General features: G+C 71.9%; 6 protein-coding genes. 5 read left to right on the forward strand and 1 reads right to left on the reverse strand.

The features are described 5' to 3' along the window. Window positions 1-36: 36 nt before the first annotated feature. On the forward strand, window positions 37-2,193 hold the full coding sequence (locus ACIRPU_RS40155; protein ID WP_403876861.1) for a SpoIIE family protein phosphatase: 2,157 nt from the start codon (window positions 37-39) through the stop codon (window positions 2,191-2,193). A gap of 72 nt (window positions 2,194-2,265) precedes the next feature. Here the strand turns inward: ACIRPU_RS40155 and ACIRPU_RS40160 are convergent, their stop codons facing one another. Further along, entirely contained in the window at window positions 2,266-3,780 is a 1,515-nt protein-coding gene (locus ACIRPU_RS40160) for an alpha-lytic protease prodomain-containing protein (protein WP_403876864.1), read from the reverse strand. Window positions 3,781-4,806: 1,026 nt separating this feature from the next. Here ACIRPU_RS40160 and ACIRPU_RS40165 point away from each other — a divergent pair. The 4 genes from ACIRPU_RS40165 to ACIRPU_RS40180 all read left to right on the forward strand — a co-directional run bounded on the left by ACIRPU_RS40165 (window position 4,807) and on the right by ACIRPU_RS40180 (window position 11,043). Further along, window positions 4,807-5,022 (forward strand): hypothetical protein, encoded by a 216-nt coding sequence (locus tag ACIRPU_RS40165; protein ID WP_020128984.1) that lies wholly within the window; start codon window positions 4,807-4,809, stop codon window positions 5,020-5,022. A 108-nt stretch (window positions 5,023-5,130) separates the two neighbouring features. Further along, window positions 5,131-5,937, forward strand: a complete 807-nt coding sequence (locus tag ACIRPU_RS40170) for an HlyD family efflux transporter periplasmic adaptor subunit (protein WP_403876868.1) — start codon at window positions 5,131-5,133, stop codon at window positions 5,935-5,937. After that, window positions 5,934-8,156: an NHLP family bacteriocin export ABC transporter peptidase/permease/ATPase subunit gene (locus ACIRPU_RS40175; protein ID WP_403876871.1), complete on the forward strand. Its 2,223-nt coding sequence runs from the start codon at window positions 5,934-5,936 to the stop codon at window positions 8,154-8,156. Before ACIRPU_RS40170 ends, ACIRPU_RS40175 begins: the two co-directional genes overlap by 4 nt. 1 nt (window position 8,157) lies before the next feature. Continuing rightward, window positions 8,158-11,043, forward strand: a complete 2,886-nt coding sequence (locus tag ACIRPU_RS40180; RefSeq protein WP_403876874.1) for an NHLP bacteriocin export ABC transporter permease/ATPase subunit — start codon at window positions 8,158-8,160, stop codon at window positions 11,041-11,043. The last annotated feature ends 127 nt before the right edge of the window (window positions 11,044-11,170 follow it).

Raw genomic sequence — 11,170 nt, forward strand, 5'->3', positions numbered from 1 at the left:
ATTGGACCCGAAGCTCGCGCGGCGCCGGGCGAGGAGGTGGTCGCCGTGTCGGACGGGCAGACGTCGTCCGGGCAGGCACCTGCGGCCGTATGGGCGCCGGTCGGCCAGCCGGTGCTCTCCCTGGCGCTGACGTCGATGATGGACGCGGTCGGGGCGCACTCGGGCGCCGTCTATCTGCGTCCGGGCGACGAGCCGCTGCTGCAGATGGCGGTGATGGCGGGGCTGCCCCGGTCCTTCGCCGCGCCCTGGGAGCGGGTGGGGCTGAGCGCGCCGATCCCGGTCGCCGAGGCGGTGCGCGAGCGGCGGCTGGTGTGGGTGGGCGGGGTGGAGGACATGGCCCGCCGCTATCCGCGGATCGCCGTCGTGCTGCCCTATCCCTTCGCACTGGCCGCGCTGCCGGTGCTGACGGCGACCCGGGTGTACGGCGCGGTCTTCGTGACCTGGCCCGGCTCGCATCCGCCGGAGCTCTCCGACCGGGAGCGCCGGGAGCTGACGACGGCCTGCGAGCGGCTCGCGCTGCGGCTGGAGCGCGCCGCGTCGAAGAACCGCGCGGTGCGGGCCGAGACCGATCTGCTGGACGCGGGCCCGCTGGGCGGCGTCGCCGACACGCTCGGCACGATCGAGGCGGCCCGGATGGTCGCGCGGCTGCCGTACGGGATGTGCTCGCTCGACGTGAGCGGACGGGTCGGCTTCGCGAACGAGGCGGCCGCCGAACTGCTCGGCGCCCCGGTGGGCCGGCTGCTGGGTTCGCAGCTGTGGGCGACGGTTCCCTGGCTGAACGATCCCCTGTACGAGGAGCGCTACCGGGCCGCGCTGCTCAGCCAGGAGGCCACCTCGTTCGTGGCGCTGCGCCCGCCCTCGCAGTGGCTGTCGTTCCGGCTGTATCCGAGCACCACCGGGATCAGCGTGCGGATCAGCCGGGCCCGGGCGGTGTCGGAGATGAGCCCCACTGGCGCCCGCTCGGAGGACGCGCCGACCCGGCTGGTGTCGATGTCACAGGCGCTGAGCCTGGCCGGGGCGCTCACCGAGACGGTGAGCGTGCAGGACGTGGTGGGGCTGGTGGCGGACGAGATCGCGCCGGCGGTGGGCAGCCAGGCGCTGGCGCTGCTCGGCGCGCGGGCCGGCCGGCTGCACGTGCTCGGGCACCACGGGTACCCCGACCCGCATCTCGTGGAGCGGTTCGACGGGACGCCGCTGTCCTCCCCCACGCCGGGCGCGCACGCGGTCACCCACGGCGTGCCGGCGTTCTTCGACTCCCGGCAGCACCTGGAGCGCCTGTACCCGTCCCGGCGCTCCTCCCCCGACGGCTTCGCCGCCTGGGCCTTCCTGCCGTTGATCGCCTCCGGCCGCCCGGTGGGGGCCTGTGTGCTCGCCTACGGCGAACCGCACGCGTTCTCCACGCATGAGCGGGCGGTGCTGACCAGCCTCGCCGGGCTGATCGCGCAGGCCCTGGACCGCGCCCTGCTCTACGACGTCAAACACCAGCTGGCGCACGGGCTGCAGGCGGCGCTGCTGCCGCACTCGCTGCCGTCGCTGGCCGGGATCGAGGCGACCGCCCGCTATCTGCCCGCCACCCGGGGCATGGAGATCGGCGGGGACTTCTACGACCTGGTGCCCTCGCACCCGCACGCGGCGGCCGTGATCGGGGACGTGCAGGGGCACAACGTGACCGCGGCCGGGCTGATGGGGCAGATCCGCACCGCCGTCCGCGCGTACACGACGGTGGGGCAGGAGCCGGCGGAGGTCATGCGCAGCACCAACCGGCTGCTGATCGACCTCGGCTCCGACCTGTTCGCGAGCTGTCTCTACCTGCGGCTGGATCCGGCCCGGGGGCGGGCGGTGATGGCCCGGGCCGGGCATCCCCCGCCGCTGCTGCGCCGGGCGGACGGCCGGGTGCGCGTCCTCGATCTCGCGGGCGGTCCGCTGCTGGGCATCGACGCCTCGGCGACGTACCCAACGACGGAGGTCGAGCTGACCGACGGCTGTGTCCTCGCCCTCTACACCGACGGGCTCATCGAGACGCCGGGGGTGGACATCGAGGACGCGATCGCCGACCTGGGGCGGCGGCTCGGCGCGGCCGGGGACCGTCCGCTGGCGGAGCTGGCCGACGAGCTGGTGGGACCCTACGCGGCGGCGGACGAGCGGATGGACGATGTGGCGCTGCTGCTGCTGCGGGCGCGAGGTGACGTCTGAGGGCCGCCGCCGGGCGCGGACACGAACGGTCCGACCCCCGCCGGAGGGTCGGACCGTTCGGGTGATGCCGTGTCAGTGCGACTCGGTCACACCCGAGCCGTCCTGCGCGCCGTTGTCGTTCTGATCGTGGCCGTCGGCGTTCTTGTCCGCGCCGCCGTCGGCGTTCTCGTCCGCGCCGCCGACGATGGCCTCGCCGGTGTTGTCGTCGATGCCGTCACCGTTCTCGTCCACCGCACCGGCGCCGGCCTCTTCGCCGCCGCCGACGATGGCCTCGCCGGTGTTGTCGTCGATGCCGTCACCGTTCTCGTCCACCGCACCGGCGCCGGCTTCCTCGCCGCCGCCGACGATGGCCTCGCCGGTGTTGTCGTCGATGCCGTCACCGTTCTCGTCCACCGCGCCCGCACCGGCCTCGTCGCCGCCGACCGCGTCACCGGCGCCGATGCCGCCGTCGCCGAGCGTCGCGCCGACCGCTTCCAGGGCGGTGGTCACCGGCTGGAAGAAGGTCTCGCCGCCGACGGTGCAGTCGCCGCTGCCGCCCGAGGTCAGTCCGATCGCCTGGCCCTCCTGGGTGAAGAGCGAGCCGCCGCTGTCGCCGGGCTCGGCGCAGACGTCCGTCTGGATGAGGCCCGTGACGGTGCCCTCGGGGTAGTTCACCGTGGCGTCGAGGGCGAGGACCTGACCGTCGTTGAGACCGGTGGTGCTGCCCATCCGGAAGACCTGCGTGCCGACCGTCGCCTCGGCGGCCTCGGTGATCGCGAGGGTCTGGTCGCCGAGATTGACCTCGCTCGCGGCCACCGTGGCCGGGTCGTCGTACTTCACGAGCGCGAAGTCGCCGTCACCGGGGAAGGTCGCCTGGTCGACGGTGGCGATCGGTGCGCCGTCCTCGGAGTCGGACCACTGCTCGGCCGCGACCCCGCAGTGACCGGCCGTCAGGAAGGCCGGGGAGCCGTCGCCCGCCGTGACGTTGAAGCCGAGGGAGCAGCGTGCCCCGCCGCCGAATATCGCGTCGCCGCCGGCGACCTTCGTGGTGAAGGTGCCCGCCGACTTCTGGATCGTCGCCATGCCCGCGCCGAGGGTCTTGACGGTCGACTCGATCTGGTCCCACTTGGTGCCGCTGACCGTGGAGTCGGCGGTGACGAGGATCTTGTTCGTCTTGGGGTCGACGGCCCAGGCGGTGCCCGGGATCGTCGCTTCCTTCTTCAGCGTCTTGGCGGCCGCCTCGAGTTCGGCCGTGCTGTTGTCGACCTGGCGGACCTTGGCGCCCGCCTTCTTGGCCTGCACGATGACCTTGTTCTCGTCGCCGTCGATGTTGATGTCGTCGCCGTCGACGTTGACGACGTTGACGACGAGCTGCTTGCCCTCGCTGTCGTAGTACGAGCCGGCGAAGGCGTCACCGAGCAGCTTCTCGAGCTGTGCGGCGAGGTCCGAGGCGTCGCCCGCCTTGAGCGTCTTCACCGTGGCGGCGTTGTCGGAACCGCCGTCCTGGGAGGCGTTGGCCTGGGGAAGCAGGATGGCTGCCGCTCCGAGCGCAGCCACACCGCCTGCGGCGATGATGGCCTTACGCTTCGTAACTCGCTTGTGACTCAAAAAACTCGACCTCCTGGGGGACGGGGTCTGGCTGCCGGGGTCCGGCAGCTCCGTACAGCGACGCCTGGTTGGCCATGAGTACGCAGGGGTCGTGGGGTGCGTTCAATCGCGTTTGCCAACTTCCTTTGCTCAAACGTGAATCGGCCATGACTGAGACCCGACCTCGCGGCTCCGGGAACAACCGCCCATATGACGATGACGACCGCCGAAGCCGACCAGATCCTTTCGGTCGGCCCGGCGCCCCGGGCGCCGGCTCCGGGCTGGTTCGTCGAACTCGTCGACGCGCACCGCCGGTTCGGAGTTCGCCCTGGTCACGGAGGCCGGAGCGGGAGGGTGGGGGCCTCCCGGGGCAGGCGCCGGCGGCGGCCACGGACCCGGCTGCCGTGGTCGCCGCGTCGGCCGTCCGCGGGTGGCCCGGAAGAAGGAAGACGGCGTGCCGACCGACTTCGTTCCGGCGTGCGGTGACCGATTCGGATGTCCTGAACCGAGCGGTCCGGAGGAGGACGGTTCCTCGAAAGCGGTTGCCGATCTGTGCGCCAGCTACGTGCTTCCCGGAACGGCACTCGCCGACCGACACGTCCCGTAGCCGTGCGGCGACGCTCCGTTCAGCATCGCGGGCCGAATCCCCACTGCCGAGAATCTGCACATCGAATGCCCAAGGGGGGCACCGGACACAGGGGTTCTGCACAACTGCTCGGCGCTCCCCACGCCTTTGGGGCGGGAGTGTCGGATTCGCCGCGAGACCGCCGGACGCTCATCGGAGCGGATCCCGCCCATGCTGTGAAGAAGTCGCCGACAAGCGGTGGGCGCGCCTGCACCGTTTCCCTCTCCCGTGACACAAGTTCCCAGGTGAACGCGGTGATTGATTGGCTGCGCCGACCGCGGACCTGCTTTGATCCATCGCACCGCAGGGTCACCGCGGTCTCCCGGAAACGGGTGCCCGGTGCCCGTGCTCGCGGCCGTCATCTGTCCCCAGAGGGGGCCGCTCCCCCCTTATGAAATATCCATGTGAAGGGAAGTTCCACCATGAACTCCACCCCCCAGGTTGAGACCGTCGAGATCTCCGACGCCGAGCTGGACAACGTCTCCGGCGGTCTGTCCCTGAACGCCGTCGGCACCGTCACCGGCCTGGTGGACGGCATCGCCCCGGTCTCCGGCCTGGTCAACACGGCCGTCGGCACCGTCGAGGGCGTCACCGGCCTGAACACGGCCCCGGTCACCAACCTGGTCGCCGGTCTCTGATCGCACCTTTCGTGACCCCTTTGAGTCCCGGAGCCGTCACCCGGCTCCGGGACTCATCGGCGCCCTGAACCTCCCGAGTCGGCGCCCTGAACCTCCCGAGGTAGGCCCGTGCAGTTCCGCCAACAGGCCCTCGCCAAGCTCCAGTCACCGGAGGAACTCGACCTGCCGGTGCGTTTCGCGCGCCCTCAGGGCTGGCTGGTGCTGTCCGTGACCGTGGTCGTCATGGCGGCCGCGTCCGTGTGGGCGATGACCGGTTCGGTCGCCTCCACGGTGAGCGCGCCCGCCGTCCTCACCCACGGCGAGGGCAGCTACATCCTCCAGAGCCCCGCCGCGGGCCAGGTCACCGCGGTCCTCGCGAAGGAGGGCGAGCGGCTGCCCGCCGGCTCGCCCGTGCTGAAGGTGCGTACGGCGCAGGGCGACGCCGTGGTGCGGACGGTCGCCGCGGGCCGGATCACCGCACTCGCCGCCACCATCGGGCAGATCATCTCCACCGGCGCGAACGTCGCCGCCGTGGAGAAGGTCGCCGACGCCGACGACCCCCTCTACGCCACGGTGTACGTCCCCGCGGAGAACGCCGCCTCCGTCCCGTCGGGCGCGGCCGTCGACCTGACCGTGCAGACCGTGCCCTCGCAGGAGTACGGCGTGCTGCGCGGTCATGTGAAGTCGGTGGACCGCGCGGCCCAGTCGGCGCAGGCGATCGCCGCCTTCCTCGGCGACAGCCAGCTGGGCGAGCAGTTCACCGAGGGCGGCCGCCCGGTGGCGGTCCTGGTCCGCCTGGACAGGTCCTCGGCGACGAAGAGCGGCTACCGGTGGTCGTCCGTGGACGGGCCGCCGTTCGCCCTCACCTCCATGACCATGGCCACGGGCTCGATCCGGCTGGCCGACCAGCGTCCCGTCGATTGGCTGCTCCCGTGACCACCACCGAGCAGCCGCGGACCCGTCGGCGTGCCGCGCCGCCCCGGCGCACGGTTCCCAAGAGCCGGACCAAGACCGTGCGCACGCCCACCGTGCTCCAGATGGAGGCCGTGGAGTGCGGCGCGGCCTCGCTCGCCATGGTCCTCGGGCACTATGGGCGGCACATCCCGCTGGAGGAGCTGCGCATCGCGTGCGGTGTCTCCCGTGACGGCTCGCGGGCGAGCAACCTGCTGAAGGCGGCCCGCGGTTACGGCCTCACGGCCAAGGGCGTGCAGATGGACCTGGCGGCCCTCGCCGGGGTGAGGTCGCCCGCGATCCTGTTCTGGGAGTTCAACCACTACGTCGTCTACGAGGGCCTGGGCCGTCGCTTCGGCCGCCGGGGCGTGTACATCAACGACCCGGGCAAGGGCCGGCGGTTCGTGCCGATCGAGGACTTCGACGGCAGCTTCACCGGTGTCGTGCTGGTGCTGGAGCCGGGCGAGGACTTCGAGCGGGGCGGACGCCGACCGGGTGTGCTGGGCGCGATGCCGGCCCGGCTGCGCGGCACCGCGGGCACCCTGCCGGCGGCCGTGCTGGCGAGTCTGCTGCTGGTGGTGGTCGGCGCGGCCGTGCCGGCGCTCAGCCGGACCTACATCGACATGTTCCTGATCGGACGACAGACCTCGTTGCTGGGCGTGCTGTTCGTCTCGATGGGCACGTGCGTGGCCCTCACGGTGGCCCTGACCTGGCTCCAGCAGGCCAACCTGCACCACGGCCGGATCATCTCCTCGACCCTCTCCAGCGCCCGCTTCCTGCGTCATCTGCTGCGGCTGCCGGTCACCTTCTTCTCCCAGCGCAGCCCGGCCGACCTGGTCCAGCGGCTCCAGTCGAACGACGCGGTCGCCGAGACGCTGGCCCGCGACCTGGCGTCGGCGGGCGTGGACGCGATCGTCGTCGTCCTGTACGCCGTCCTCCTCTACACCTACGACCCGCAGCTGACGTTCGTCGGGATCGGTGTGGCGCTGCTGAACATCGTCGCGATGCGGATCGTCATCCGGCTGCGCGCGACCCGGACGGCGAAGCTGCGCGCGGACAACGCCCGGCTCACCAACACGGCGTACACCGGCTTGCAGCTGATCGAGACGATGAAGGCGACCGGCGGCGAGGAGGGGTACTTCCGCAAGTGGGCCGGGCAGCACGCCACCACGCTGGAGGAGCAGCAGCGGCTCGGGGTGCCGAGCGCCTGGCTGGGCGTGGTCGCGCCGACGCTCGCGACGCTCAACAGCGCGCTGATCCTGTGGATCGGCGGCATGCGGGCGGTCGAGGGCCATATCTCGGTGGGTCTGCTGGTCGCCTTCCAGGCGCTGGTCACCCGCTTCACCGCCCCGCTGACCCGCCTCAACGGGGTCGCGGGCCGGATCCAGGACTTCGCGGCGGACGTGGCCCGGCTGAAGGACGTGGAGAACTTCCGCGCCGACCCGCTCTACGACCGCCGCTCCGGCGCCGACTCCACCCGCCGGCTGCACGGCCATGTCGAGCTGGAGAACATCACCTTCGGCTACAGCCCGCTGGACAAGCCGCTGCTGACCGGCTTCGACCTGACCGTCGGGCCGGGGCAGCAGGTGGCGCTGGTCGGCGGCTCGGGCAGCGGCAAGTCGACGGTGTCCCGGCTGATCTCGGGCCTGTACACGCCGTGGGAGGGCGTGATCCGGGTCGACGGGCAGCGTCTGGAGGACATCGCGCGCGGGGCGCTCGCCTCCTCGGTGTCCTTCGTCGACCAGGAGGTGTTCCTCTTCGAGGGCTCGGTGCGCGACAACGTGGCGCTGTGGGACCCGTCGATCCCGGACGACGCCGTCGTCGACGCGCTCAGGGACGCGGCACTGCACGACACGGTCATGCGGCGGCCCGGCGGCATCCACAGCAGGGTCGAGCAGGACGGCCGTAACTTCTCCGGCGGTCAGCGTCAGCGCCTTGAGATCGCACGGGCGTTGGTCCGCCGGCCCAGCATCCTCGTGCTGGACGAGGTGACCAGCGCGCTGGACGCGGAGACCGAGCAGGTCGTGATGGACAACCTGCGCAGGCGCGGCTGTGCGTGCGTGGTGATCGCCCACCGGCTCAGCACCGTGCGCGACAGCGACGAGATCGTCGTCCTCCAGCACGGCACGGTCGTGGAGCGGGGGCGGCACGAGGAACTGGTGGCGCGCGGCGGCTCGTACGCGGCGCTGGTCAGGGAGCGATGAGATGACCGCCGTATCCGAGGGCGACGTCGTCCTCGCCGCGCTGGGGCAGTCGGGCGCGCGGATCGACTGCGCGGGCTTCGGCCGCCTCGACCTGGAGGGGCCGCAGGTGCTGTGGCTGGTCGCGTCGGGCGCGCTGGACCTGTTCGCGGTGGACGCCGAACAGCAGGGCCACTGGCACCACTTGGGCCGGCTGGAGGCGGGCGCCCTACTGCTCGGTCCGGTCACCGGACCCCACCACACGCTCGTCGCACGCCCGCTCCGCGACTGCGTCGTGCACCGCATCGGGCTGCGTGAGCTGTACCAGCCCGCGAACACCCAGACCTGGTCCTACGACGAGTACGGCAACCCCCAGTACGTGCCGCCGGCTTCGAGCCCCCTGGAGTACGCGCTCGCCCTCGGCGTCGGCCGCGGTCTGTCGATCCTCTTCCAGGCGCCGATGGCCACCGAGCGGGCGGCGGAGGATGGGGGCGCCCCCGTGCGGGTTCATTCGAGCATGGGGGACGACGACGTCTTCTGGATGCAGGTGCCGCCGGGCAGTGTGCAGTACGGCTCGTTGTACGGCGCGGAGGCGGCCGCCGACCTGCTGATGGACCCGGCGGTGTGGCAGAGCATGGTCGACCAGCAGTACCGGCTGCTGACCACGCTGGACCGCTGGATCGAGCAGCTGGAGCACACCCACGAGACCCGCGCGGCCGCCGGGATCAAGGCGGGCGAGGCGGTTCGCGCGCAGGCCGACCGGACGCTGCTCGCGTCGATCGGCAGGAGCGGCAGGAGCGGCAGAGGGGACGGGAACGGCGGGGGCGCGGACAGGCGCGCAACCGCCGCCGACGCCGACGCCACCTACGCGGCGTGCCGGCTCGTCGCCCGGGCCGCCGGGATCACCCTCGTCGAACCCGCGCGGATGGGCGCCGACAGCGACCGGCTCGACCCGGTGGAGCGGGTCGCTCTCGCCTCACGGGTGCGTGCCCGGGCCGTACGCCTGGACGGCCGCTGGTGGCGGGACGACGTGGGGCCGCTGGTGGGGCACCGGGCCCTGTCCGGGGCGCCGGTCGCGCTGCTGTGGCGGCGCGGCGGCTATGTCGCCGTGCACCCCGCGACCGGGCGGGAGACCCCGGTGGAGAAGGCCAACGCGGAGGAGTTCGAGCCGCGGGCGGTCATGTTCTACCGTCCGCTGCCGGAACAGGGCCTCGGCCCCCTCGGGCTGTTGCGGTTCAGCATGCGCGGCACCGGCGGGGATCTGACGAACCTGCTGGTCAGCGGGCTGGTGACGGTGGTGATCGGGGCGCTGGTGCCGATCGCGACCGGCAAGGTGCTCGGCGAGTACGTGCCGCAGGCCCGGACGGGGCTGATCGTGCAGGTGTGTCTGGCGGTGATGGTCAGCGGCGTGGTGGCGGCGGCGTTCACGCTGCTGCAGAACCTGACCATGCTGCGGCTGGAGGGCCGGATCGAGGCGACGCTCCAGCCGGCCGTGTGGGACCGGCTGCTCAGGCTGCCGACGAAGTTCTTCGCCGAGCGTTCGACGGGCGAGCTGGCGAGTGCCGCCATGGGCATCAGCGCGATCCGCCGACTGCTGGCGGGACTCGGTCCGTCGGTCGCGCAGTCCGTCACCATCGGCGCGATGAACCTGGGGCTGCTCCTCTGGTACAGCGTGCCGATGGCCCTCGCCGCGATCGGCATGCTGGTCGTCATCGGGTCCGTGTTCCTGGCGCTCGGGCTGTGGCAGGTGCGCTGGCAGCGGCGGCTCGTGGTGCTCTCCAACAAGCTCAACAACCAGGCCTTCCAGACCCTGCGGGGACTGCCGAAGCTGCGGGTGGCGGCCGCCGAGAACTACGCGTACGCGGCCTGGGCCGCACAGTTCGCGCGCAGCCGGGAACTCCAGCAGCGCCTCGGCCGGATCAAGAACCTCAGCACGGTGCTGGGTTCGGTGTACCTGCCGCTGTGCTCCCTGCTGATGTTCATGCTGCTGGCCGGTCCGGCGCGCGGTGCGCTGTCGGCGGCGGACTTCCTCACCTTCAACACGTCCATGACGATGCTGCTCACCTCGGTGACCTCCTTGACCGGCGCCTTCGTGTCGGCGGTGGCGGCGCTGCCGCTGTTCGAGGAGATCCGGCCGGTGCTGGAGGCGACGCCCGAGGTCCGCACGGCGAACACCCGCCCCGGCCCGCTGACCGGCGCGCTCGAGGCCCGCCGCCTCTCCTTCCGCTACTCCGACGACGGTCCCCTCGTCCTCGACGACGTCTCCTTCGAGATGCGGCCGGGCGAGTTCGTGGCGATCGTCGGCCCGAGCGGCTGCGGGAAGTCGACGCTCCTGCGGCTGCTCATCGGCTTCGACAAGCCGGTCTCGGGCAGTGTGCTGTACGACGGCCAGGATCTGGCGGCCCTCGACCAGTCGGCGGTACGACGCCAGTGCGGGGTGGTGCTCCAGCACGCCCAGCCGTTCACCGGCTCCCTGCTCGACGTCATCTGCGGCACCGAGGCCTACACGCCGGAGGAGGCGATGGCGGCCGCCGAGCTGGCCGGCCTCGCCGAGGACATCAAGCGCATGCCGATGGGACTGCACACGATCGTCTCGGGCAGCGGGTCGGTCTCGGGCGGCCAGCGTCAGCGGCTGATGATCGCCCAGGCGCTGATCCGCAGGCCGCGCATCCTGTTCTTCGACGAGGCGACCAGTGCCCTCGACAACGAGACCCAGCGCACGGTCATCGAGAGCACCCGCAAGCTCAACGCCACCCGGGTCGTCATCGCGCACCGCCTGTCGACGGTGATGGACGCCGACCGGGTCGTGGTGATGGAGAACGGCAAGGTCGCGCAGCAGGGCCCGCCCGCCCAGCTCCTCGCGGACACCGGCGGACGGCTGCACGAGCTGGTGCGGCGGCAGCTGGCCTAGGCCCGGGCCCAGACCTAGGCCCGGGCCCAGACCTAGAGATCGTCTTCAAAGGTGGTCAGGTAATGAGGCATCATGTTTGTCGTGGTGCGTCGTCATGAGCTTTCGGATGCCGAGTGGGCTGTGTTGT

The sequence above is a fragment of the Streptomyces sp. NPDC102259 genome, from assembly GCF_044766465.1.
Classification (GTDB): domain Bacteria; phylum Actinomycetota; class Actinomycetes; order Streptomycetales; family Streptomycetaceae; genus Streptomyces.

What these genes read in the sequence shown, in the direction of transcription:
- ACIRPU_RS40165 (WP_020128984.1), top strand. Translation starts at nt 4,807, where the DNA reads ATGAACTCCACCCCCCAGGTTGAGACCGTCGAGATCTCCGACGCCGAG.
- ACIRPU_RS40180 (WP_403876874.1), top strand. Translation starts at nt 8,158, where the DNA reads ATGACCGCCGTATCCGAGGGCGACGTCGTCCTCGCCGCGCTGGGGCAG.